The organism is Micromonospora sp. NBC_01796, from assembly GCF_035917455.1.
GTDB lineage: Bacteria > Actinomycetota > Actinomycetes > Mycobacteriales > Micromonosporaceae > Micromonospora_G.
Map to the genome: position 1 here is coordinate 1,877,959 of NZ_CP109078.1, position 23,252 is coordinate 1,901,210.

The following is a 23,252-nucleotide window of genomic DNA, read 5'->3' on the forward strand; positions in this document are numbered from 1 at the left end:
GGAGAGAAAGCTAAGGTATGTTCCGCTACATTGTGCGGCGCCTGCTGCAGATGGTCCTCGCATTCTTCGGGACCACTCTGATCGTCTACGCGCTGATGTTCGCCGGCCAGGGCGACCCCATCCAGGCACTCGCCGGCGAGCGGCCGGTTACCCCCGCCCAGCGGGCATACCTGACCGAGACGTTCCATCTCGACAAGACCGGGGTCGGCGGCTTCTTCTACCGCTACTTCGACTACATCGGCAACCTGCTCAAGGGTGACCTGGGCATGTCGCTGACCCAGCGCAAGATCAGCGACATGATCTCCACCGCCTGGCCGGTCACCCTGAAGCTCGCCCTGATCGGCATCGCCGTCGCGATCATCTTCGGCGTCAGCGCCGGGGTCATCGCCGGTATCCGCCGGGGCGGTTTCTTCGACAACGCGACGCTGCTGCTGACCCTGCTGGTGCTCGGCATCCCGACCATCGTGCTGGCCCCGCTCGCGCAGTACTTCCTCGGCGTCAAGCTCGGCTGGTTCCCGCCCACCGCGGGCGCGCAGCCCAGCTTCTACGCCCTCCTGTTGCCCGGCATCGTGCTCGGCTCGCTCTCCCTGGCCACAGCGCTGCGACTGACCCGTACGTCGGTCGCCGAGAACATGCGGTCCGACTACGTACGGACGGCGAAGTCCAAGGGTCTGCCCCAACGCCGCATCGTCGGTGTGCACGTCCTGCGGAACTCGCTGATCCCGGTGGTCACGTTCCTCGGCGTCGAGCTGGGCAACCTGATGAGCGGCGCGATCATCACCGAGGGCGTGTTCAACATCCCCGGCATCGGGTTCAACCTCTTCCGCGGTATCCGTACCGAGGACGGCCCGCTGGTGGTCGGAATCGTCAGCATCCTGGTCGTGGTCTACCTGATCTGCAACCTGGTGGTCGACGTCCTCTACGCCGTACTCGACCCGAGGATCCGCTATGTCTGAGCGGCCACGGACAACCGAGTACCGGTTCGAGCAGCGCGGTGAGCGCGATCAGTACGAGCGCAGCGAGGTGCAGGCATGAGTGACTACGGAACGGTCGCCGCGAGCGAGAACCCGAGCGCGCGGCGCGGGCCCACCGGGGAACCGGGCGCGCCCGGCAAGGTGGAGGTGCTGCACAAGCCGCGCAGCCTCGCCGGTGACGCATGGCGCGACCTGCGCCGCAATCCGATCTTCTGGGTCTCGCTCAGCCTGGTCGTGATCGTCACCCTGATGGCGGCGTTCCCCAGCCTGCTCACCTCGAACGACCCGACCGACTGCACGCTCTCCCGGCAGCACCAGGGTCCGACCGGCGGCGCCATCTTCGGCTACAACTTCCAGGGCTGCGACATCTACGCCCGCTCGGTGTACGGCGCCCGCGCGTCGCTCCTGGTCGGCGCCCTCTCCGCACTGCTCACCGGCATCATCGCCGTGGTGGTCGGGATGCTGGCCGGCTACTTCGGCGGCTGGGTCGACGCGGTGCTGTCCCGGGTCATCGACATCGTCCTGGGCCTCCCGCTGCTGCTCGCCGCGATCGTGCTGCTCAAGCGGATCAGCAGCGACAACCAGTGGGCCCGGATCGCCGCTCTGATCTTCGTACTCGCGATCCTCGGCTGGACCACCGCGGCCCGGGTCATCCGGTCCTCGGTGATCAGCGCGAAGCAGCAGGACTACGTGGCGGCGGCCCGGATGCTCGGCGCCGGCAACGGCCGGATCATGTGGCGTCACATCCTGCCGAACTCGCTCGCCCCGGTGGTCGTGGTGCTCACCATCGCCCTCGGCGCGTTCATCGCCGCCGAGGCCACCCTGTCGTTCCTCGGGATCGGCCTCAAGGAACCGACGATCTCGTGGGGTATGGACATCGACGCCGGCCGGGTGCACATGCGGGAGTCGGCCACCCCGCTGATCGTCCCGTCCACGTTCCTCGCCCTGACGGTGCTCGCGTTCATCATGCTCGGCGACGCCATCCGCGACGCCTTCGACCCGAAGCTGCGGTGATCAAATCATGAGCTACCTTTCGGCCCAGCCCATCGCGGCGCCGTCCGCCCGCGGTGGTGACCACCCGCACCTGCTCGAGGTACGGGACCTGCACGTCCAGTTCAACACCCGCGACGGCGTGGCAAAGGTGATCAACGGCGTCTCGTACCACCTGGACGCCGGGGAGACCCTGGCCGTGCTCGGCGAGTCCGGCTCCGGCAAGTCGGTCACCGCGCAGGCGATCATGGGCATCCTGGACATGCCGCCGGCCGTCATCCCGTCCGGCCAGATCCTGTACGACGGCAGCGACCTGCTCAAGATGCCCGAGGAGCAGCGCCGGCAGGTCCGGGGCAAAGAGATCGCGATGATCTTCCAGGACGCGCTCTCCGCGCTGAACCCGGTCTTCCCGGTCGGCTGGCAGATCGGCGAGACCCTGCGCCAGCGCGAGGGCCTGTCCCGCGCCGACGCCCGCAAGCGCGCCATCGAGCTGATGGAACTGGTCAAGATCCCGGCCGCGAAGCAGCGGGTGGGTGACTACCCGCACCAGTTCTCCGGCGGCATGCGCCAGCGCGTCATGATCGCGATGGCGCTGGCGCTGAACCCTCGGGTGCTGATCGCCGACGAGCCCACCACGGCGCTCGACGTCACCGTGCAGGCCCAGATCATGGACCTCCTCGGTGACCTGCGCCGGGAACTGAACATGGCGATGATCCTGATCACCCACGACCTCGGTGTGGTCGCCGACGTCGCGGACCGGATCGCCGTCATGTACGCCGGCCGGATCGTCGAACACGCCGACGTACATTCGCTGTACTCGCGGCCCGGCCACCCGTACACGAAGGGTCTGCTGGAGTCGATCCCCCGGCTGGACCAGCGGGGCCAGGAGCTCTCCACCATCAAGGGCCTGCCACCGAACCTGATGCGCATCCCCTCGGGCTGCCCCTTCCACCCGCGCTGCCCGTACGCCCAGCAGGTCTGCGTCGATGTCGTGCCCGAGAACCGGAACCTCGGCAACGGCCGGACCAGCGCATGTCACTTTGCCCAGGAGGTCCTCGATGGCCGGCTCTAGCGCAACCAAGGTGCGTGGCGAAACGATCCTGCAGGTCGACAACGTCGTCAAGCACTTCCCGATCACCCAGGGAATCGTCTTCAAGAAGCAGATCGGCGCCGTCAAGGCGGTCGACGGGGTGAGCTTCGAACTGCGCCGTGGTGAGACCCTCGGCGTGGTCGGCGAGTCCGGCTGCGGGAAGTCGACCCTCGCCCGGCTGCTCATGCGGCTGGAGACGCCGACCGGTGGCAGGGCGATCCTGGAGGGGCAGGACATCTTCAAGATGTCCGGCTCCGGCCTTCGGCGGCTGCGTCGCAACGTGCAGATGGTCATGCAGGACCCGTACACGTCGCTGAACCCCCGGATGACGGTCGGCGACATCATCGGCGAGCCGTACGAGATCCACCCCGAGGTGGCCCCGCGCGGTGACCGGAGCCGGCGGGTACGGGAGCTGCTCGACATCGTCGGGCTCAACCCCGAGCACATCAACCGGTACCCGCACCAGTTCTCCGGTGGGCAGCGGCAGCGGATCGGGATCGCCCGGGCGCTGGCCCTGAACCCCGAGGTGATCGTCTGTGACGAGCCGGTGTCGGCGCTGGACGTGTCGATCCAGGCTCAGGTGATCAACCTGCTGGAGAAGCTCCAGGACGAGCTGGGCCTGTCGTACGTGTTCATCGCGCACGACCTGTCCGTGGTCCGGCACATCGCCGACCGGGTCGCCGTGATGTACCTCGGCAAGATCGTGGAGATCGGTACGAACGAGGAGATCTACGAGCGGCCGACCCACCCGTACACCCAGGCACTGCTCTCCGCCGTGCCGGTGCCGGACCCGTCGGCCCGCGCCCACCGGGAGATCATCCGGCTGACCGGGGACGTGCCGTCGCCGGCCGACCCGCCGTCGGGTTGCCGGTTCCGTACCCGGTGCTGGAAGGCCCAGGACATCTGCGCCACCCAGGACCCGCAACTGGTGCTGCGTGCGGTCGACCCGCACCCGTCCGCCTGCCACTTCGCGGAGCTCAAGCAGGTCGTCGCCTGACGTACGGCGGGGCGTGGACGGGGCCTGGGAAGGCCCGTCCACGCCCCGTTTGCACGATCAGTGGAAGAAGTGCCGGGTACCGGTGAAGTACATGGTCAGACCGGCCTGCTGGGCGGCGGCGATGACCTCTTCGTCGCGTACGGAGCCGCCGGGCTGGACCACACCGCGCACCCCGGCGTCGAGCAGGACCTGCAAGCCGTCCGCGAACGGGAAGAAGGCGTCCGAGGCGGCAGCGGCGCCACGGGCCCGGTCGGCACCCGCACGGGAGACCGCCAGCCTGGCCGAGTCCACCCGGTTGACCTGCCCCATGCCCACCCCGACGGTGGCGCCGTCGGCGGCGAGCAGGATCGCGTTGCTCTTCACCGACCGGATCGCCCGCCAGGCGAAGACCAGGTCCCGCAGGAGTTCCGGCGCCGCATTGTCACCGGCGACCAGGCGCCAGTTGGCCGAGTCGTCACCGGGGGCGTCGATCCGGTCCGGCGACTGGGCCAGCACCCCGCCGGTGACCGGCCGCCACTCGACCGACGCCGGCTGCCAGGCCGGCACCCGGAGCAGCCGGATGTTCTTCTTGCCGGCCAGCACCTCGACCGCGCCCTCGGCGAAGTCCGGGGCGACCACCACCTCGGTGAAGATGTCGGCGATCTGCTTGGCCAGCTCGACCGAGACCGGCTGGTTGACCGCGATCACCCCGCCGAACGCCGACACCGGGTCGCACGCGTGCGCCTTGCGGTGCGCGTCGGCCACGTCGACCCCGGTGGCGATGCCGCACGGGTTGGCGTGCTTGATGATCGCGACGACCGGGAGGTCCGGGCCGAAGTCGTTCGCCGCCCGCCAGGCCGCGTCCGCGTCGACGTAGTTGTTGTAGGACATCTCCTTGCCGTGCAACTGCCGTGCCTGCGCCAGCCCGGCCGGGGCCGCCGGGTCCAGGTAGACCGCGGCCCGCTGGTGCGGGTTCTCGCCGTACCGCAGGGTGGCACCGCGGCGCAGGGCGAGCCCGGAGAAGTCCGGCCACTCCCGCTCCGAGGCCAGGTCCCGGGCGAACCACTGCGCCACGGCCACGTCGTACTCGGCGATGTCGGCGAAGGCCCGCGCCGCGAGCGCGCGTCGCTCGCCGAGGGTGAAACCGCCGCCGGCCAGGGCGTCCAGCACCGACGGGTACGCCTGCACCGACGTCACCACCGCCACCGACGCGTGGTTCTTGGCCGCGGCCCGGACCATCGCCGGACCGCCGATGTCGATCTGCTCCACGCAGGCGTCGAAGTCCGCGCCGGAGGCGACCGTCTCGGTGAACGGGTAGAGGTTCGACACCAGTAGGTCGAACGGGGCGATGCCCAGCTCGTCGAGCTGGGCGGTGTGGGTGTCCAGCCGCAGGTCGGCGAGGAGACCGGCGTGCACCTTCGGGTGCAGGGTCTTGACCCGCCCGTCCAGGGTCTCGGGGAAGCCGGTCAGCTCCTCCACCTGGGTAACCGGGATGCCGGCACCGGCGATGGTGGCGGCGGTGCTGCCCGTCGACACGATCTCAACCCCGGCGGCGTGCAGCGCCTGGGCCAACTCGGTCAGCCCGGTCTTGTCGTACACGCTGACCAGCGCGCGGCGTAGCGCCCGCCGGCCATCGGAGGTGGTGCTCATGGGATCGTGACCTTTCTTCCGGTGATGGTCCAGCCCTCGCGGACCAGCCGGCCGACCTGCTCGACGAGCTGGGCGCGCTCGGCAACCTTGATGCGTTCGGTGAGGGTTTCCTCGTTGTCGTCGTCGAGCACCGGCACCGTCACCTGGGCGACGATCGGTCCGGTGTCGACACCGGCGTCGACGAAGAAGAGCGTGGCGCCGGCGACCTTCACCCCGTAGGCGAGCGCGTCGCGCGGGCCGTGGATGCCGGGGAAGGCGGGCAGCAGCGCGTTGTGCGTGTTCAGGTAGCGGTCGCCGAAGGCGGCGAGGAAGTGCGGGCCGACGAGCTTGAGGAAGCCGGCCGAGACCACCAGGTCGGGTTTGTGTTCGGCGACGTGCGCGGCGAGCGCCCGGTCCCACTCGTCCCGGTCGGCGTACGCCTTGAGCGGGTCGACGAAGACCGGCACCCCTGCGGCGGTGGCCCGGTCGAGTCCGGCGATGCCGTCCCGGTCCGCGCCGACGGCGACCACCTGGGCGCCGTACGCCGGATCGGTGGCCGCGTCGAGCAACGCCTGCAGGTTGCTACCGGACCCGGAAATGAGGACGACGACACGGGCGGCCGACACGGGCTCAGTCACCCGAGCACCCTATCGGGCAGCTCAGCCCGGCTCTGCGGCGGCTCACGGTAATCCCCCGCCCGTGGCGCGGGCCGGTGTCGAAGGCGGGTGACGCGGGCGCGGGGCGCGCTCAGGGGCGGGCGAAGGCGCGGGTGACGGCGGCACCGACCACCGCACCGACCGCCAACACCACGGTGGCGATCACCGACACCTGCCAGCTCACCGGACCGACCTCGGCCATCCGGCCGCCGCCGAGCGACCCGCCGGAGGCCCATGCGGCCAGGCCGAGCAACGCGCCGGCCACCGGGCCCCCGATCGCCGCGGCGGCGAGCAGCGGCGCCCACCGCACCGCGGGCCGTCCCCGACCGGACATCCGGGGCATCGGCGCGGGCGACGGCGGTAGCCCGGCCCGGCGCAGCGACCGCCGGGTGAGCAGCCAGCCTGCGGCCATGCCGGCGATCGCCGGCACCGCGAGCAGTGCCGCGCGCAGGCCGCCGATCGGCCCGGACGGCAGTCCGGCGAGCAACGGTACGGCGGGCAGCGCGCCCACCGTGACCTCGGTGGTACTGACGCTGGTGTCGGTGCCGATGGCGAACCCCGGTCCGAGCAGGTACGACGCGGCCCAGACCGAGGCGTTCGGGGCGTAGGCGACGCTGACCACGGTGATCCCGGCCTGCCCCACCACACCGGTCCGGTACGCGGCGAGCATGTCGCTGGCCGCACCGCCGCCGGTGGCCACCGCCAGACCGGCCGCGCCGGCACCGGCACCGAGCAGCAGCAGCGCGGCCACGAATCCGGTCCGCAGCCCGTCGCGCAACACCGAGGGGGTACGCCGGGCGAGTGCACCGAGGGTGCCGGTGATCGGCAGTGCACCGGCGAGCGCGGCGAGCGCGCCGAAGCAGGTGAGGGTGAGCCCTGCCCGTACCGGTGACACCTGCTGCCCCCCGGCGTTGACGATCAGGGCGGCGACGACTCCGAGCAGCCCGTACGCGACGCCGACCGCGCCCGCGACGGAGAACGCCTGGCGCGGGGTGCCGTGCTGTCGTGCCCCGATCGCCCTGCTGGTGTGTACGCCCGCCCGCGCGACCCGCCAGGCGGCCAGTACGGCGAGCCCCAGCGGGGGCAGGTGCAGGGTTCCGGCGTCGGTTTCGAGCGGGACACCGTGGCCGAGCAGCCAGCCGGCCATCCCGACCCGGGCCGCCCCGCCCACCGCACCGGCGTCCTCGGTGAACCGGGCGAAGCCCAGGATGATCGCGACCGGCAGGTAGGACAGGGAGGCCGCCCAGCCGGTCGCCACGGCGGCGGCCACCGGCAGCGGCGCCCGTCCGGACCGGCGCGCGGGTACGGGCGACGGCCCGTCCGGTCGGGCCGTCCTGCTCCCCGCCGTGGATGCCGTACGACCCGCGAGCATCCGCTCCCGGTCGGGGTCACGGTTCGCGGGCGCGCGGTCGAGGCCGGCCTCACGGCCGGAGCGGGTGCGATCGAGGTCCGGCTCGCGGCTTGCCAGCACCCGGTCGGGGTCCGGCTCAGGACCTGCGGGTGCCCGGTCCCGGTCTGGTTCGCCCCGGCGGGCAGCCGGGACCGCCGCGACCGGTGGCGGGTGGCCGGTGGTCGGGGTGGGGTCCGCCGGCTCGGGCCGAACCGGACGCCCGGGCTGTTCGGGGGTGACGGGTGGCATCGTGACCTACTCTGGCACGCCGGCGTGCGGGCTGGGGGGCGACACCACCGGTGCGGCGACACGGATTCCCCGATTTCGAGGTAATCCCCCGAATACGGGGTTAGCGTCGGCCCTGCGTCGGCGATCCGGTCGGAATCCCCGCGTCGCCCACGGTGGAGGTGAGCATGGCGGGTCAGTATCCGTATCCGCCCCCGCGGCCGGTGCCCTCCGGACGGAACCGGACCACCCTGTGGGGCGTACTCGGGATCGTCATCGGGCTGATCTGCTGCGGCGTACTCGGTGTGATCTTCGGTTACCTGTCCATCCGGGACGCGCGTCGGTACGGCAGTTCGCCCGTACTCGGCTGGGTCGCGATCGTCCTGAGCGTGCTCAACATCCTCGGTACGGGAATCCTGCGCGGCACCGGAAACTACCCCGGCTGGCGCTAGACGAGCCACCCCGCCTCTGGCTGGTAGCCCACGACGATCTTGCACTTGTGGTGGTGAACAAATCCGGATGAGTGCCGTGATTCCAGGCGCCACAACTGCAAGATCGTCGCGGGAATCGGTGGGGTGGGGTGGGGTGGGGCGGGGCGTGGGTGGGGGTTGGGGTTGGGGGCGCTTGGCTGGGCCCGTGTACGTGAGAGGGGCTGGCCGCTTGGCGGCCAGCCCCTCTCGCGATCTGTGCCGGTGGTGCCGGCATCGGCAGCTCAGCTACCGGACATGATCTCCCGCATGAGCTGGGCGGTCTCGGTCGGAGTCTTGCCGACCTTGACCCCGACCGCCTCCAGCGCCGCCTTCTTGGCGTCGGCGGTGCCGGCCGAACCGGAGATGATCGCCCCGGCGTGCCCCATCGTCTTGCCGACCGGTGCGGTGAAGCCGGCGATGTAGCCGACCACCGGCTTGGTCACGTTGGCCTTGATGAACTCGGCGGCCCGCTCCTCGGCGTCGCCGCCGATCTCCCCGATCATCACGATCGCGTCGGTGTCCGGGTCGGCCTGGAACGCCGCCAGGGCGTCGATGTGGGTGGTGCCGATGATCGGGTCACCGCCGATGCCGACGCAGGTGGAGAAGCCGATGTCCCGCAGCTCGTACATCATCTGGTAGGTCAGCGTGCCGCTCTTGCTGACCAGGCCGATCCGGCCGGGGCCGGTGATGTCGGCCGGGATGATGCCGGCGTTGGAGGCGCCCGGCGAGGCGATGCCCGGGCAGTTCGGCCCGATGATCCGGGTCTGCTCGCCCTTGCTGACGTTGTACGCCCAGAACGCCGCGGTGTCGTGCACCGGTACGCCCTCGGTGATCACCACGGCGAGTTCGATGCCCGCGTCGATCGCCTCGACCACCGCGCCCTTGGTGAACTGCGGCGGTACGAAGATGACCGTGGCGTTGGCGCCGGTGCCGGCGATCGCGTCCGCGACGCTGGCGAAGACGGGCAGCTCGGTGCCGTCGAAGTCGACGGTCTGACCGGCCTTGCGCGGGTTCACCCCGCCGACCACGTTGGTGCCGGCGGCGAGCATCCGTCGGGTGTGCTTGGAACCCTCGGAGCCGGTCATCCCCTGGACGATGACCTTCGAGTCCTTGGTCAGCCAGATTGCCATGATCAGACCCCCGCAGCCGCGAGCTCGGCGGCCCGCTCGGCCGCTCCATCCATCGTGTCGACCCGCTGCACCAGCGGGTTCGCCGCGGCGTCGAGGATTGCCCGACCCGCCTCGGCGTTGTTGCCGTCGAGCCGTACGACCAGCGGCTTGTCGACCTGCTCGCCGCGCTCGGCGAGCAGGGCCAGCGCCTGGACGATACCGTTGGCGACCTCGTCGCAGGCGGTGATGCCGCCGAAGACGTTGACGAACACGCTCTTGACCGCCGGGTCGGAGAGCACGATCTCCAGGCCGTTCGCCATCACCGCGGCACTCGCGCCGCCGCCGATGTCGAGGAAGTTGGCCGGCTTGACGCCGCCGTGCCGCTCCCCGGCGTACGCGACCACGTCGAGCGTGGACATGACCAGGCCGGCGCCGTTGCCGATGATGCCCACGGCACCGTCGAGCTTGACGTAGTTGAGGTCCTTCTCCTTGGCCCGCTGCTCCAGCGGATCCACCGCGGCCTGGTCGACCAGTGCCTCGTGGTCCGGGTGCCGGAACCCGGCGTTCTCGTCCAGGGTGATCTTGGCGTCGAGCAGCAGGACGTCGCCCTTTGCCGTACGGGCCAACGGGTTGACCTCGACCAGGGTGGCGTCCTCGGCGACGAACGCCCGCCACAGGCCGACCGCGATCTCGGCGATCTGGTCGGCCACCACGGCCGGGAACTGGGCCGCGGCGACGATCTCGTTCGCCTTGGCCAGGTCGACGCCGACGTTGGCGTCGATCGCGATCTTGGCAACCTGCTCCGGGGTCTCGACGGCGACCTGCTCGATGTCCATACCGCCGGCCACGCTGGCGATGCAGAGGAAGGTGCGGTTCGCCCGGTCGAGCAGGTAGGAGAGGTAGTACTCCTCGGCGATCTCCGCGGTCACGGTGATCATGACCTTGTGGACCGTGTGACCCTTGATGTCCATGCCCAGGATGTCGGTGGCACGGGCCACCGCATCCTCGGGGTTGTCGGCGAGCTTGACCCCGCCGGCCTTGCCCCGGCCGCCGACCTTCACCTGGGCCTTGACGACCACTCGGCCACCGAGGCGATCGGCGATCGCGCGGGCCTCCTCCGGGGTGGTGGCGACGCCGCCGGCGAGCACGGGCAAACCGTGCCGCTCGAACAGCTCGCGCCCCTGGTATTCGTACAGGTCCACGATTGCGCGTCCCGTCCAGTCTCCGCGGCGCGCCGTCGCGCCGCCGCCAGCGTGAAATGAGTTGACGCCTGCCGTACCAAAAGAAACAGGCCTCCGGCCGCAGCCTAGCGAGATGGGCACCGGGGGCAACCGAGCGGGTGCGCGGTGTGCGGTACTGCACAACTCGCCCACACCCGGATACCGCGCCGCCCCGCGTCGCCGGGACCCGACGGAAAGCTTTCTGCGCGATCTCGCGACAACCGCGTAACCCCCACGGGAAGCCGTCGTTGAGTCAGATGTCGGAGCGCTGAGCCGCGCGATGACGGGTAAGCGGCCGATGCCCTGTCGGTCGAGGGGTGGCGGCGGGGCATCGCGCATAGAGAGGCCGGACGTGTGAGGGGTGCGTCCGGCCTCTCCCCCCGTCAGTACGCCTGACGGGGGTGCCGTCGCCTGCCCGCATCGAAGGCAGTTGCGTCAGTTCATCGACCCCGACCGACGGTTCCGTGCCCAGCATCACACCGGCAGCCGCCCACGGTCACGCAGCGCTATCGCAGCACCGGCCACCGCTCAGGCAACCGGCTGGGCCACGTTCTCCCGTACCCACTCCACGATCGCCTGGGTGGTCGCGCCGGGAGTGAAGATCTTGGCAACCCCGATCCGCTCCAGTTCGGGGATGTCGGCCTCCGGGATGATCCCGCCGCCGAAGACGACCATGTCCTGGGCATCCCGCTCGGCCAGCAGTTCGACCACCCGGCGGAACAGGGTCATGTGCGCGCCCGAGAGGACCGACAGGCCGACCGCGTCCGCGTCCTCCTGGATGGCGGTCTCGACGATCTGCTCCGGGGTCTGGTGCAGGCCGGTGTAGATGACCTCCATGCCGGCGTCCCGCAACGCGCGGGCGACCACCTTCACGCCACGGTCGTGCCCGTCCAAGCCGGGCTTGGCGACGACGACCCGCGTTCGAGAGCTCATCAGCACACCTTTCGAGGGCACCTCGGCAACCACCTTAACGAACGGTAACCCGAGGTCCGTACGACATGGAATCTGGGCGGTACGCCGGACCGGCGAGCCGTCCCCGCCGAGCGTCCCGGCGCCACCCGGGCGACCGGGTGGGCAGTGCCGCCGGGCCGTCACTGCGTGTCGCCACGGACCGATTCGACTGACCCGCCGTACCACTCACGATGACTGACAGTTACTAACGATAAGACCCACTAATGGTTACGAAATTGGGCGTTTCCTGACGGACAGGCGCACCGGACGACGACAAAGCCGTGGGGTGACTTGTGGGCCGACTAGGCGGCGGTTACCGTGACGACGGTTGTCATCAGGTCCACGATCGGGTGACAACACGGTCCGCCGGTGTGGTTCTCGCTTCATCCACACGGGCACGACCGGTTCAAATACCCGACAACGGAGGGTGTGCGTGCGCCAGCGCCTGTCGTCTGAGCCCGATCGCTATCGCGGGCGACGCCGCGTACCCACCCCCCCGCGCAGTCGCTATGCCGCAGTTGTCACCACCGCCTTCGTCGGTGCCGGGATCGTCGCCCTGGGCGCGGCAGCAATGCCCGACGCCAAGGCGGTCAGCCCCACCACCCTGGCCGATCTCGAGAACGCCGCGGCCACCAGTGACGACCTCGCCTCGCGTGCGGACACCGCGGAGCGGGCGTCACGTGAAGAAGACCGCTCGGGCATCGCCAGCACGATGGCGGAGGCGCCGGACGTCTGGCTGCTGCCGCTGCACGGCTACAACTTCACCTCCCCCTACGGCATGCGCTGGGGCGACCTGCACACCGGTGTCGACCTGGCCGCCGCCGAGGGCACCCCGTACCGCGCGATCCACGGCGGCACGGTCACCCGCGCCGGCTGGTACGGCGGGTACGGCCTCTGCGTAATCGTGCAGCACCCGGACGGCACCGAGGCGGTCTACGGCCAGTCCTCCAAGCTCTCGGTGAAGGTGGGCCAGGAGGTCAAGGCCGGCGACGAACTCGGCCTGGTCGGCATGACCGGCCACTCGTACGGCTCCCACCTGCACCTCGAGGTGCACGTCGACGGGGTTCCGCGCGACCCGATCCCGTACCTGCGGGACAAGGGAGTGGACCTGCAGACCGAGGTCGAGGCAATCTACGGCGGCGTGGGCGCTTCGTAGCCCGACGTAATACATCGATCACCGCCCGGACACGTGTCCGGGCGGTTTTTCGTGTGCCCGATCGGCAAAGTTCCCTACGCCACAGGAGTCGGTGTGACCGGGGACACGTTGATCTTCGGCCGATATCCGGTATCCCAGCCGCAATTCCGACAAAATCCAGCGCCGTACGGCCGCCCCGAACCGCCCGCACTCGACCCGATGCCGCAGGTCAGAGGCACAACCGACCACCATTTCCGGGTCAGTTCCAGTACCCCCGGAGGTTCCACCCGTGCCCGAAACCCAGCCGCTCGACGACCGCGACCGCGAAGAGGGCGGAGACGACCGCCAGCCGGGCACCGGGGTGGCCCGACACCGGGCCGTCCGGAGCCGGGTCAGCCGCAGCGCGTACGTCGCGACCGGGCTGGCCGTACTCATCGGGTTCGGCGTCGCCGCGGTCACCGTCGGCGGTGACGGCGACCAGTCGGACAACACCGCCCTGGTGGCCGAGGACGCCGCCGCCCGCGCCAACGCCGCCAACCGGGCCGACCGGTCCCAGCGGGATCCGATCCTCGAATCACCGAGTGCCGTCCCCACCAGCGCACTGGCTCCGACCGGATCGCCGTCCCCGACGCCGACCGCCGTCCCGTCCAGCCCGGTCGCACCGACCAGCGCGGCACCAACGGTCAAGAAGAAGGCCACCGCCAAGCCCAAGCCGACACCCGCCCGGACCACGGCGAAGCCGACGAAGGCCAGCACCGCGGCCTGGGTGAGCCCGATGCCCGGCGCGCCGGTCAGCTCCTGCTACGGGATGCGCGGCGGCGTACTGCACGCCGGGATCGACCTGGCCGACCCGGAGAACACCCCGATCCACGCGGTCGCCGCCGGCACCGTGATCACCGCCGGCGCGGCCTACGACGGGTACGGCATCTCGGTGGTCATCGACCACGGCAACGGGATCCTGACCCACTACGCCCACCAGAACCGGACCGCGGTCAAGGTCGGCGACAGGGTCACCCCCGGTCAGGTCATCGGGTACGAGGGCGCCACCGGCGACGCCACCGGCCCCCACCTGCACTTCGAGGTGCACCAGGGCGGGCTCTGGAACCAGATCGACCCGGCGGTGTTCATGCGCTCGCACGGCGTCGACCTCGGGTGCTGATCGCCCGAACCGAGACTCACCCGTGGTGACGGAAATGCCGTCGGGCCCGCATCCGGTCCTCCCGGATACGGGCCCGACGGCATTTCCGTCACCGCTGTAGCGCCCCGGTCAGCGCCGGAGCGACACGTCAGAGCTTCTCGACCGGGGCGTGCCGCAGCACCAGCCACATCGTCTGGTCGCCGAAGTCGATCTGAGCCCGCGCCCCGGGCCCGTGTCCCTCCACCGCGAGCACCCGGCCGAGGCCGTACCGCTGGTGGTTGACCCGGTCCCCGGCCGCGACCTTCGGGGTCTGCGGGAGTTCACTGGCGGTGGTGAGTCGACTGGCGTCGACACCTAGCCGGCTGGCGAGCTGCGCCGCCTTCGGCGTACCCCCGGTGAAGCCGCCGCCGCGACCGGCCGAGCCGGCCCCCGCGCCGCCGGACCGCCCACCCACGCCGCCGCCGGTGCCGGACCACGAGGTGTACGACCCCTCGGTGCGCTCCCAGCGCACCAGATCGGTCGGCAGCTCGGCCATGAAACGCGACGCCGGGTTGTACGACGGCTGCCCCCACGCCGAGCGGGTGACCGCGCGGGACAGGTAGAGCCGTTGCCGGGCACGGGTGATGCCGACGTACGCCAGCCGGCGCTCCTCCTCCAGCTCGCGGGTGTCGCCGAGGGCACGCAGATGCGGGAAGACGCCGTCCTCCAACCCGGTGAGGAAGACGACCGGGAACTCCAGCCCCTTGGCCGTGTGCAGGGTCATCAGGGTGACCACACCCTGGTGCACCTCGGGCTCCTCGCCGTCGGCCGCCGGACCCGCCTGGTCGGGGATCTGGTCGGCGTCGGCGACCAGGGCGACCTGCTCCAGGAAACCGGCGAGGGTGGCCCCGGTCCCGTCCTCGGACTGCGCCTCGACCCGCTCGGTGTACTCCCGCGCGACGCTCACCAGCTCCTGGAGGTTCTCCACCCGCCCGGCGTCCTGCGGGTCGAGGCTCTCCTCCAACTCGCTCAGGTAGCCGGAGCGGGTCAGCAACGACTCCAGGACCTCCTCCGGCGAGGCCGTCTCGGCCAGCTCGCGGGCGGCGTCGAGCAGGGCGACGAAGTCGGCGATCGAGTTCGCGGCCCGGGTGGAGATCCCCGGTGCGTTGCCGGCCCGGCGCAGCGCGGCCCCGAAGGAGATCCGGTCCCGGGTGGCGAGCGCCTCGACGCACGCCTCGGCCCGGTCACCGATCCCCCGGCGAGGGGTGTTGAGCACCCGGCGCAGGCTCACCGTGTCGTCGTCGTTGACCACCGCACGCAGGTACGCCAACGCGTCGCGTACCTCCTTGCGCTCGTAGAAGCGCACCCCGCCGACCACCTTGTACGGCAGCCCGACCCGGATGAACACCTCCTCGAACACCCGCGACTGGGCATTGGTGCGGTAGAAGACCGCCACCTCGCCCGGCCGGGTCAGCCCCTCGTCGGTGAGCCGGTCGATCTCCCGGGCCACCCAGTCGGCCTCGGCGTGCTCGGTGTCGGCGACGTAACCGACGATCTGCTCACCGGCACCGGCCTCGCTCCACAGCCGCTTCGGCTTGCGCGAGGTGTTCCGGTCGATCACCGCGTTGGCCGCGTTCAGGATGGTCTGGGTGGAGCGGTAGTTCTGCTCCAGCAGGATGGTCCGGGCGTCGGTGAAGTCCCGCTCGAACTCCAGGATGTTCCGGATCGTCGCGCCCCGGAAGGCGTAGATCGACTGGTCCGCGTCGCCGACCACGCAGAGCTCGCCCGGCGGCAGCCCGTCGTCGCCGATCGGCTCGCTGCCGACCAGCTCCTTGATCAGGGTGTACTGCGCGTGGTTGGTGTCCTGGTACTCGTCGACCAGCACGTGCCGGAACCGGCGCCGGTAGCTCTCCGCCACGTGCGGATGGGACTGCAACAGGTGCACGGTGGTCATGATCAGGTCGTCGAAGTCGAGCGCGTGCGCCTCCTTGAGGCGCTGCTGGTAGCGGGTGTACGCCTCGGCCAGGGCGCGCTCGTTGGGACCCTTCGCCCGACCCGCGAACTCCTCCGGGTCGACCAGCTCGTTCTTCAGGTTGGACACCTGGGCCGCCAGGCCGCGCGCCGGATAGCGCTTCGGGTCCAGGTCCAGCTCCCGGGCCACCATCTGCATCAACCGGCGCGAGTCGTCGGCGTCGTAGATGGAGAAGGTCGACTTCATCCCGGCGTGCTGGTGCTCGGCCCGCAGGATCCGTACGCAGGCGGAGTGGAACGTGGAGACCCACATCATCCGGGCCCGGGGACCGACCAGGGCGGCCACCCGTTCCTTCATCTCACCGGCGGCCTTGTTGGTGAAGGTGATCGCGATGATCTCACCGGGATGCACCTGCCTGGCCGCGAGCAGATAGGCGATCCGGTGGGTCAGCACCCGGGTCTTGCCCGATCCGGCGCCGGCCACGATCAGCAGCGGTGAGCCGGCGTGCGTCACGGCGTCGCGCTGCGGGCCGTTCAGCCCGGTGAGCAGGGCCTGTGGATCGAGAGCCGGGCCGGACGGCGGACGCGGCGTCGAGGACTGGATCGGCGGGGTTTCGAAGAGGGCATGCATCGCAGCGCAAGTCTAGGCCGCCGGTCCGACAACACCCTCCTGCCCTGCCGTCCGGCAACCAACTCGTCACCCGGCTGGACTGGTGGGTTCCGGCCCGATCGAGAACGATGACCGGGTACCGACCCCGGACAGCGTTACCGCACTCGATGGGAAGAATTCTGATGAGTCGACCACGTCCGCGCGGCTGGGCGCTGGTGCGGCACCTGATGGTGCCCGCCCTCGCCCTCGCCGTCGTCACCACCCTGCCCTTCGCCCCCGCCGCGCACCCGACCCCGACGACCGACGAGTGGACCGCCCTGAAGCCGGTCTCGGTCTCGTACGGCACACCGACCGGTCGCCCGGCCAAGGGCAACTTCCTCAGCTACAACGACTTCCACGGCGCCATCGACCCGCCGACCGGCAGCGGCGCCGCGGTCAACGGCACCCCGGCCGGCGGTGTCGAATACCTGGCGACCTGGCTGAAGAAGCTCCGCGCCGAGGCATCCGCCGAGGGTCGCAAGAGCACCACCGTCGGCGCCGGTGACCTGATCGGCGCCACCCCGCTGGTCAGCGCCGCCTTCCACGACGAGCCGACGATCGAGCTGATGGACCTGATCGGGCTGGACATCAGCTCGGTCGGCAACCACGAGTTCGACGAGGGCGTCGAGGAACTGATCCGGATCAACCGGGGCGGCTGCCACCCGGTCGACGGCTGCCAGGACGGCGACGGCTTCGCCGGTGCCCGGTTCACCTACCTGGCCGCGAACACGGTGAGCCGGCGTACCGGGCTGCCGATCCTGCCGCCGGTGGACATCCGCCTGGTCGACGGCGTACCGGTCGGGTTCGTCGGGCTGACCCTGGAGGGCACCCCGGGCATCGTCAACCCGGCCGGGATCAGCTCGGTCCGGTTCACCGACGAGATCGAGACCGCCAACCTGTGGGGCACCCTGCTCAAGCTCGCCGGGGTCAAGGCACAGGTCCTGCTCCTGCACGAGGGCGGCTCCCAGTCCGGCGGGCCCTCCGACTGCACCAACTTCTCCGGCCCGCTCAAGTCGATCGTGGCCGGGCTGCGTCCCGAGTTCGGGCTGGTCGTCAGCGGGCACACCCACCGCGCCTACTCCTGCTCGCTGCCGAACTCCTCCGGTGCGAACAGCGTCGTCACCAGCGCCGGCACCAACGGCCAACTGATCAGCGACATCGACTACTCGCTGGACCGGCGGACCGGCCGGTTCACCGAGATCACCGCGCGCAACGTCATCGTCGAGAACGGCGTACGCAACGCCGACGGCACCTGGCAGCAGACCACCCCCGGCAACTTCGTCCGCAACCCGGCCCTGGTGGAGCCCCGGGCGAAGGAACTCGCCGACAAGTACCGGGCGGCGGTCGCCCCGATCGCGGACCGGGTGGTCGGACGGATCACCGCAGACATCGTCCGGGACAACCTGCCCAACCAGGAGAGCCCGCTCGGTGACGTGATCGCCGACGCCCAGCTCGCCTGGACCGCCGCCAACGGGGCCCAGCTCGCGCTGATGAACCCGGGCGGCATCCGCGCCCCGCTGACGTACGGCACCTCGGCCGGGGGCGAGGCGCCCGGCGAGATCACGTACGGCGAGGCGTTCACCGTCCAGCCGTTCAACAACCTGGTGGTCACCCAGACCTTCACCGGGGCACAGCTCAAGGACGTGCTGGAACAGCAGTTCGTCGGCTTCAGCGGGCAGACCTCGCAGCGGGTGCTCCAGGTCTCGGCGGGGCTCACGTACAGCTATGACACCACCCTGCCGGCCGGCGGCCGGGTCACCGGCCTGGCCCTCGGCGGCGTGCCGGTGGATCCGGCGGCCAGCTACCGGGTCACCACGAACGACTTCCTGGCCAACGGCGGTGACGGCTTCACCCTGCTCACCGGCGGCACCGACCGGACCACGGCGCCCGGTTTCGACGTCGACGCCCTGGTCGGCTACCTCGGCACGGGCGCTCCCGTGGCCCCCGGCCCGGCCAACCGCATCACCCGCCTCGGCTGAACACCAGGTGAGCGAGGGCCCCCGACCGGTGCGAAAAAAGTGGGAAGGGGCCCTTGTTCACCGAGATGCTTGCGCGGGGGGCCGTTCGGTGGGCATACTCGGTTCGTGATCCAGCAGGCGCACTTCTACTTTTACTATGGCTCCGGGAGTCCGGCAGCCGTAGGTAGCGCCTGATCTAAAACCTACGAACGCCCCGGGCTCCTGGAGCCCGGGGCGTTTCGCTTCGGGGTCTGGAATTGCCAGGGGCCAACCCTCTCGGGAGCCCGGAAATGACCGCACACATGCTTGAGCAGCCCGCCAACTCGCCCGCGAACGCGCAGACCGGCACCGACTCGCCGGAGGCCGCGGCGCGGATCCTCGCCATGCGCGACCGGATCAACGAGATCGACAGCGCCCTGATCGCCCTCTGGCAGGAACGGGCGAGCCTGTCCCAACAGGTCGGGGCGACCCGGGTCGCCTCCGGTGGCACCCGCCTGGTCCTCTCCCGCGAGCGGGAGATCCTGGACAAGTTCCGTACCGCCCTGGGTGCGGACGGCACCCAGCTCGCACTCCTGGTGCTCCGCGCCGGCCGCGGGCCGCTCTGAACTCTCGCCCGCGCATCCGCAGGGCACGGGCCACCGTCGTACGTCATGGGCCGGACGAGGCCCGGGGCGCCGGTCGCATGGATGACGACCGACGCCCCGGACACTGAGGAGGCACTACCTTCACCGGTGACTCGAGCCGGGTGGGGCCCGGCCGCCGGCGTCTGAGCCGGCCTACTCGACCGCGTGCACCACGTCCCGCTCCTCGGCGAAGTGGCAAGCGCTCGGGTGGCCGGAATGCTCCCGTTGCACCAGCGGTGGATCCTCCTGGGCGCAGATCTCCTGGGCCTTCCAGCACCGGGTACGGAACCGGCAGCCGGACGGCGGGTTGGCCGGCGACGGCACGTCGCCCTCCAGCACGATCTGGTCCCGGTGACCGCGCAGCGTCGGATCCGGCACCGGCACCGCGGAGAGCAGTGCCTGGGTGTACGGGTGGGTCGGCCGCTCGTAGATCTCCTCGTTGTTGCCGATCTCGACGATCTTCCCGAGGTACATCACGGCGACCCGGTCGGCGATGTGCCGGACCACGGACAGGTCGTGCGCGATGAACACGTACGACAGGCCCAACTCGTCCTGGAGCTTCTCCAGCAGGTTGATCACCTGAGCCTGGATCGACACGTCCAGCGCCGACACCGGCTCGTCACAGATGATGATCTCCGGGTTGAGCGCCAGCGCCCGGGCGATCCCGATCCGCTGCCGCTGCCCACCGGAGAACTGGTGCGGGTACCGGTTGATGTGGTCCGGGTTGAGCCCGACCAGATCGATGAGCTGGCGCACCCGCTCCTGTCGGTCACCCCGCGGCAGGACATCGGTGTGGATGTCGAACGGCTCGCCGATGATGTCGCCGACCGTCATCCGAGGGTTCAGCGACGTGTACGGATCCTGCAACACCATCTGGATGTTGCGTCGGGCCTTCCGCATCGCCGGCCCCTTGAGCCGGGTCATCTCCTCACCCCGGACGTCGATCGTGCCCGAGGTGGGTTTCTCGAGCCCGACCAGCAGTCTCGCCAGGGTCGACTTGCCGCAGCCGGACTCGCCGACGACGCCGAGGGTCTCCCCACGGCGCAGTTCCAGGTCGACCCCGTCCACCGCGCGAACCGCGCCGACCTGGCTCTGGAACACGATGCCCCGGGTGATCGGGAAGTGCTTGACCAGCTGCTGGGTACGCAGCACGACCTCACTCATCGCCCAACACGTCCTTCCAGAAGTGGCAACGCGAAGTCCGGTCCCCGGCCACCTGGTACGCGGGCGGCGGCGGATCGGCCCGGCAGACGTCCTGGGCGTACCCGCACCTCGGGTTGAAGGCGCAGCCCGGCGGGATGTTCATCAGGTTCGGCGGCAGGCCCTTGATCACGTTGAGCTGCTGGCCCCGGAGGTCCAGCCGCGGGATCGATTCGAGCAGAGCCTTCGTGTACGGGTGCGCCGGGCGGGCGTAGACGTCGAACACGCCCGCCTCCTCGACCACCTTGCCGGCGTACATGATCGAGATCCGATCGGCGACGTCGGCGACCACCCCCATGTCGTGGGTGATCAGGATCAGGCCCATGTTGCGTTCCCGCCGGAGTTCGGCCAACAGGGTCATGATCTGGGCCTGGACCGTGACGTCCAGGGCGGTGGTCGGCTCGTCCGCGATCAACACCTCGGGGTCGAGTGCGAGTGCCATCGCGATCATCACGCGCTGGCGCATACCGCCGGAGAACTGGTGCGGGTAGTCGTTCACCCGCTGCTTCGCGGCCGGGATCTTCACCAGGTCGAGCAGTTCGACCGACCGCTGGCGAGCGTCCTTCTTGGACATCCCCCGGTGCACCCGGGACAACTCGTCGAGCTGGAAGCCCACCGAGAAGACCGGGTTCAGCGCGGAGAGCGCATCCTGAAAGATCATCGCGATCCGGTTCGCGCGTACCTTCCGCCGCTGCTCCTCCGGCAGCTTCAGCAGGTCGAGCCCCCGGTAGCGGACCTCGCCCTTGGTCACGTACCCGGGCGGGGTGTCCAGGATGCCCATGATCGCCTGAGCGGTCACCGACTTGCCGCAGCCGGACTCACCGAGGATGGCCAGGGTCTCCCCCGCCTGCAGGGTGAAGTTGGCGCCGTTCACCGCACGCGCCACTCCGTTGGCCGTACGGAACTCCACGTGCAGATCGTCGACCCGGAGCAGCGGGGCGGTCTTGTCCAGGCCGGGCAGGACATCGATCTGTGCCTTGATATCGGTCACCGGAATCTCCTACCGCAGCTTCGGGTCGAAAGCGTCGCGGATCGCGTCGCCGAGCATGATGAACGCGAGCACGGTCATCGCCAGGAACGCCGACGGCGCGATCAGTGGGGTCGCGTTCTCCCGTACCCGCACGGTCGAACTGGAGATGTCGATGCCCCAGGAGATGGCCGGTGCCTTCAGCCCGATGCCGAGGAACGACAGGGTCGCCTCGACCGAGATGAAACCGCCGAGCGCGATGGTCAGCACCACCACGAACGGCGCGAGCGCGTTGGGCAGGATGTGCCGGAACATGATCCGGCCGTGCCCGGCACCGAGCATCCGGGCGGCGGCCACGTAGTCCTGGTTCTTGGCACTGATCACCGAGGAGCGCATGACCCGGGACGCGGTGGTCCAGCCGAGCACGCCCAGCACGATCACCACGGTCCAGATGCCGGTGCCCTGACGGTCGCCGGCGAGGCGCTTGCCGAGCACGATCGCGGCCAGCAGCAGCGGGATGCCCAGCACGATGTCGGTCACCCGGGACAGGATGGTGTCCACCCAGCCGCCGAAGTAACCCGACGAGAGGCCGACGACCAGCGCGATCGTGCCGGTCAGCAGCATGGCGAAGACGCCGACCTGGATCGACGCACGAGCACCGTAGATGGTCCGGGCGAACAGGTCGCAACCCTGGAAGTCGTAACCGAACCAGGCCCGCCCGCTGGGCGGGGCGTACTGCCGGGACAGCGCGCAACTCGCGGGATCCGCCGGGGTGAACAGTTGCGGCACGATCGCCATCACCACGAAGAGCACCACCAGCGTGGCGGCGACCCAGAAGATGGGGTTACGGCGCAGGTCGCGCCAGGCGTCGCCGGCCAGGCTGCGCGGCTTGTCCGTCTTGGCACCACCGGCCGGTCCGACCGGGGCTGGATTCGCGGCGGGGGTCTCGGCCGCGGCGATCGATTCGAGATTACTCATAGCGGATCCTCGGGTCGAGCACGGCGTACATGATGTCGACGATCAGGTTCGCGACCAGGAAGACGATGACCAGCAGGCTGACGAAGCCGACAACCAGAGGTCCGTCCTCGGTACGGATACCGCGGAAGAGGTTGAACCCCACGCCGGGGATGTTGAACACGCCTTCGGTGATGATCGCGCCGCTCATCAGGCCACCGATGTCGATGCCGATGTAGGTGACGACCGGGATCAGCGAGTTGCGGAGCACGTGCACCCCGATCACCCGACGCGGCGGCAGGCCCTTGGCCCGGGCCGTACGGACGTAGTCGGCGCGCAGGTTCTCCGCCACCGAGGTACGGGTCAGCCGGGAGTAGGTGGCGAGCGAGAGTGATCCCAACACCAGGCCCGGCAGGATCAGCGCCCACCAGGTCGGGTCACCACCGGCGGTCGGGGGGAACCAGCCGAGCTTGATGCCGAAGAAGTACTGGGCCAGCGGGGCCAGCACGATCACCGGCACGGAAATGAGTAGCAGGGTGAGGATCAGCGTGGCATTGTCGAACAGACCGGCGCGGCGGATGCCGGCGACCACGCCCGCGGTCACGCCGAACAGGATGGCGAACAGCACGCCGATCAGGGCGAGCCGGATCGTCACCGGCCAGGCCTGGGCGATCATGTCGCCGATCGGACGGCCGGTCAGCGAGGTGCCGAAGTCGAGTTGCAGCAGGCCTTTCATGTAGTAGCCGTACTGGACCCAGAAGCCCTCGTTCAGGTGGTAACGCTCGGTGAGGACCTGGACCTGGGCGGCAGTGACCGGGCGTTCGCCGACCAGGGACTGGATGACCCGCGCCGGGCTGCCCTGGTTGCTGAACATGAGCGCGTATACGAGCAGGGTGGCCCCGATGAACGTCAGGACCATCTGCAGCAGGCGCCGGACAATGAAACGGAACATGTCTTCGTCCTTCATGGGACAGGCGTCGATGGCTGCCTTGTGGACA

Annotated in this window: 20 protein-coding genes; 9 read left to right on the top strand and 11 right to left on the bottom strand. The window is 70.2% G+C overall.

The genetic code is table 11. The features are described from left to right. The first annotated feature begins 17 nt into the window (after positions 1 to 17). The 4 genes from OIE47_RS08625 to OIE47_RS08640 all read left to right on the top strand — a co-directional run bounded on the left by OIE47_RS08625 (position 18) and on the right by OIE47_RS08640 (position 4,051). Positions 18 to 956, top strand: a complete 939-nt coding sequence (locus OIE47_RS08625; RefSeq protein ID WP_326560981.1) for an ABC transporter permease — start codon at positions 18 to 20, stop codon at positions 954 to 956. A 75-nt stretch (positions 957 to 1,031) separates the two neighbouring features. Continuing rightward, positions 1,032 to 1,988, top strand: coding sequence for an ABC transporter permease (locus tag OIE47_RS08630; RefSeq protein WP_326560982.1), 957 nt, complete (start codon positions 1,032 to 1,034; stop codon positions 1,986 to 1,988). 7 nt (positions 1,989 to 1,995) lie between these two features. After that, on the top strand, positions 1,996 to 3,036 hold the full coding sequence (locus OIE47_RS08635) for an ABC transporter ATP-binding protein (RefSeq protein WP_326560983.1): 1,041 nt from the start codon (positions 1,996 to 1,998) through the stop codon (positions 3,034 to 3,036). Further along, positions 3,023 to 4,051: an ABC transporter ATP-binding protein gene (locus tag OIE47_RS08640; RefSeq protein WP_326560984.1), complete on the top strand. Its 1,029-nt coding sequence runs from the start codon at positions 3,023 to 3,025 to the stop codon at positions 4,049 to 4,051. Before OIE47_RS08635 ends, OIE47_RS08640 begins: the two co-directional genes overlap by 14 nt. A 57-nt stretch (positions 4,052 to 4,108) precedes the next feature. On the opposite strand, the gene purH is transcribed toward OIE47_RS08640, so the two are convergent. The 3 genes from purH to OIE47_RS08655 all read right to left on the bottom strand — a co-directional run bounded on the left by purH (position 4,109) and on the right by OIE47_RS08655 (position 7,687). Continuing rightward, positions 4,109 to 5,680 carry a bifunctional phosphoribosylaminoimidazolecarboxamide formyltransferase/IMP cyclohydrolase gene (gene purH / locus OIE47_RS08645; protein WP_326560985.1) on the bottom strand — a complete coding sequence of 524 codons (1,572 nt, stop codon included), beginning with the start codon at positions 5,678 to 5,680 and terminating at the stop codon, positions 4,109 to 4,111. Beyond that, on the bottom strand, positions 5,677 to 6,297 hold the full coding sequence (gene purN, locus OIE47_RS08650) for a phosphoribosylglycinamide formyltransferase (protein ID WP_326560986.1): 621 nt from the start codon (positions 6,295 to 6,297) through the stop codon (positions 5,677 to 5,679). Before purN ends, purH begins: the two co-directional genes overlap by 4 nt. 109 nt (positions 6,298 to 6,406) lie before the next feature. Beyond that, on the bottom strand, positions 6,407 to 7,687 hold the full coding sequence (locus tag OIE47_RS08655; RefSeq protein WP_326563028.1) for a cell division protein PerM: 1,281 nt from the start codon (positions 7,685 to 7,687) through the stop codon (positions 6,407 to 6,409). Positions 7,688 to 8,118: 431 nt separating this feature from the next. Between OIE47_RS08655 and OIE47_RS08660 the strand changes: the two genes are divergently transcribed. After that, positions 8,119 to 8,382 (top strand): DUF4190 domain-containing protein, encoded by a 264-nt coding sequence (locus OIE47_RS08660; RefSeq protein ID WP_326560987.1) that lies wholly within the window; start codon positions 8,119 to 8,121, stop codon positions 8,380 to 8,382. Between the two features lie 260 nt (positions 8,383 to 8,642). On the opposite strand, the gene sucD is transcribed toward OIE47_RS08660, so the two are convergent. The 3 genes from sucD to OIE47_RS08675 all read right to left on the bottom strand — a co-directional run bounded on the left by sucD (position 8,643) and on the right by OIE47_RS08675 (position 11,662). Continuing rightward, positions 8,643 to 9,530 carry a succinate--CoA ligase subunit alpha gene (gene sucD / locus OIE47_RS08665; RefSeq protein WP_326560988.1) on the bottom strand — a complete coding sequence of 296 codons (888 nt, stop codon included), beginning with the start codon at positions 9,528 to 9,530 and terminating at the stop codon, positions 8,643 to 8,645. A gap of 2 nt (positions 9,531 to 9,532) precedes the next feature. Beyond that, positions 9,533 to 10,711 (bottom strand): ADP-forming succinate--CoA ligase subunit beta, encoded by a 1,179-nt coding sequence (gene sucC / locus OIE47_RS08670; RefSeq protein ID WP_326560989.1) that lies wholly within the window; start codon positions 10,709 to 10,711, stop codon positions 9,533 to 9,535. A 546-nt stretch (positions 10,712 to 11,257) separates the two neighbouring features. Then, the gene (locus OIE47_RS08675; protein WP_326560990.1) at positions 11,258 to 11,662 is read right to left on the bottom strand and encodes a cobalamin B12-binding domain-containing protein; all 405 of its coding nucleotides are present in this window, start codon (positions 11,660 to 11,662) and stop codon (positions 11,258 to 11,260) included. A 451-nt stretch (positions 11,663 to 12,113) separates the two neighbouring features. Here OIE47_RS08675 and OIE47_RS08680 point away from each other — a divergent pair, with 451 nt between their 5' ends. Next, a complete protein-coding gene (locus OIE47_RS08680) occupies positions 12,114 to 12,836 on the top strand; it encodes a M23 family metallopeptidase (RefSeq protein WP_326560991.1) in 723 nt (240 codons plus the stop codon). A 340-nt stretch (positions 12,837 to 13,176) separates the two neighbouring features. Then, entirely contained in the window at positions 13,177 to 13,974 is a 798-nt protein-coding gene (locus OIE47_RS08685) for a M23 family metallopeptidase (protein ID WP_326563029.1), read from the top strand. 127 nt (positions 13,975 to 14,101) lie between these two features. Here OIE47_RS08685 and pcrA read toward each other — a convergent pair whose 3' ends face one another. Beyond that, the gene (gene pcrA / locus OIE47_RS08690; protein ID WP_326560992.1) at positions 14,102 to 16,534 is read right to left on the bottom strand and encodes a DNA helicase PcrA; all 2,433 of its coding nucleotides are present in this window, start codon (positions 16,532 to 16,534) and stop codon (positions 14,102 to 14,104) included. 161 nt (positions 16,535 to 16,695) lie between these two features. Between pcrA and OIE47_RS08695 the strand changes: the two genes are divergently transcribed. Together OIE47_RS08695 and OIE47_RS08700 are read left to right on the top strand one after the other, a co-directional pair. Next, a complete protein-coding gene (locus OIE47_RS08695) occupies positions 16,696 to 18,531 on the top strand; it encodes a bifunctional metallophosphatase/5'-nucleotidase (RefSeq protein WP_326560993.1) in 1,836 nt (611 codons plus the stop codon). A 269-nt stretch (positions 18,532 to 18,800) separates the two neighbouring features. After that, a complete protein-coding gene (locus OIE47_RS08700) occupies positions 18,801 to 19,115 on the top strand; it encodes a chorismate mutase (RefSeq protein WP_442792065.1) in 315 nt (104 codons plus the stop codon). A gap of 171 nt (positions 19,116 to 19,286) precedes the next feature. Here the strand turns inward: OIE47_RS08700 and OIE47_RS08705 are convergent, their stop codons facing one another. The 4 genes from OIE47_RS08705 to OIE47_RS08720 are packed head-to-tail and all read right to left on the bottom strand — an operon-like array spanning position 19,287 to position 23,206. Next, positions 19,287 to 20,297 carry an ABC transporter ATP-binding protein gene (locus tag OIE47_RS08705; RefSeq protein ID WP_326560994.1) on the bottom strand — a complete coding sequence of 337 codons (1,011 nt, stop codon included), beginning with the start codon at positions 20,295 to 20,297 and terminating at the stop codon, positions 19,287 to 19,289. Further along, a complete protein-coding gene (locus OIE47_RS08710) occupies positions 20,290 to 21,324 on the bottom strand; it encodes an ABC transporter ATP-binding protein (protein ID WP_326560995.1) in 1,035 nt (344 codons plus the stop codon). Before OIE47_RS08710 ends, OIE47_RS08705 begins: the two co-directional genes overlap by 8 nt. 9 nt (positions 21,325 to 21,333) lie before the next feature. Beyond that, entirely contained in the window at positions 21,334 to 22,278 is a 945-nt protein-coding gene (locus tag OIE47_RS08715) for an ABC transporter permease (protein ID WP_326560996.1), read from the bottom strand. Then, complete coding sequence (locus tag OIE47_RS08720; protein WP_326560997.1) at positions 22,271 to 23,206, bottom strand: ABC transporter permease; 936 nt, start codon at positions 23,204 to 23,206, stop codon at positions 22,271 to 22,273. The genes OIE47_RS08715 and OIE47_RS08720 overlap by 8 nt, the downstream gene beginning before the upstream one ends. Between the last annotated feature and the right edge of the window lie 46 nt (positions 23,207 to 23,252).

Bases quoted from the DNA above. Each gene is read 5' to 3' on its own strand.
- OIE47_RS08625 (WP_326560981.1), top strand. From the start codon at position 18: ATGTTCCGCTACATTGTGCGGCGCCTGCTGCAGATGGTCCTCGCATTC.
- OIE47_RS08630 (WP_326560982.1), top strand. From the start codon at position 1,032: ATGAGTGACTACGGAACGGTCGCCGCGAGCGAGAACCCGAGCGCGCGG.
- OIE47_RS08635 (WP_326560983.1), top strand. From the start codon at position 1,996: ATGAGCTACCTTTCGGCCCAGCCCATCGCGGCGCCGTCCGCCCGCGGT.
- OIE47_RS08640 (WP_326560984.1), top strand. From the start codon at position 3,023: ATGGCCGGCTCTAGCGCAACCAAGGTGCGTGGCGAAACGATCCTGCAG.
- purH (WP_326560985.1), bottom strand. From the start codon at position 5,680: ATGAGCACCACCTCCGATGGCCGGCGGGCGCTACGCCGCGCGCTGGTC.
- OIE47_RS08655 (WP_326563028.1), bottom strand. From the start codon at position 7,687: ATGCTCGCGGGTCGTACGGCATCCACGGCGGGGAGCAGGACGGCCCGA.
- OIE47_RS08660 (WP_326560987.1), top strand. From the start codon at position 8,119: ATGGCGGGTCAGTATCCGTATCCGCCCCCGCGGCCGGTGCCCTCCGGA.
- sucD (WP_326560988.1), bottom strand. From the start codon at position 9,530: ATGGCAATCTGGCTGACCAAGGACTCGAAGGTCATCGTCCAGGGGATG.
- OIE47_RS08675 (WP_326560990.1), bottom strand. From the start codon at position 11,662: ATGAGCTCTCGAACGCGGGTCGTCGTCGCCAAGCCCGGCTTGGACGGG.
- pcrA (WP_326560992.1), bottom strand. From the start codon at position 16,534: ATGCATGCCCTCTTCGAAACCCCGCCGATCCAGTCCTCGACGCCGCGT.
- OIE47_RS08695 (WP_326560993.1), top strand. From the start codon at position 16,696: ATGAGTCGACCACGTCCGCGCGGCTGGGCGCTGGTGCGGCACCTGATG.
- OIE47_RS08700 (WP_442792065.1), top strand. From the start codon at position 18,801: ATGACCGCACACATGCTTGAGCAGCCCGCCAACTCGCCCGCGAACGCG.
- OIE47_RS08705 (WP_326560994.1), bottom strand. From the start codon at position 20,297: ATGAGTGAGGTCGTGCTGCGTACCCAGCAGCTGGTCAAGCACTTCCCG.
- OIE47_RS08715 (WP_326560996.1), bottom strand. From the start codon at position 22,278: ATGAGTAATCTCGAATCGATCGCCGCGGCCGAGACCCCCGCCGCGAAT.
- OIE47_RS08720 (WP_326560997.1), bottom strand. From the start codon at position 23,206: ATGTTCCGTTTCATTGTCCGGCGCCTGCTGCAGATGGTCCTGACGTTC.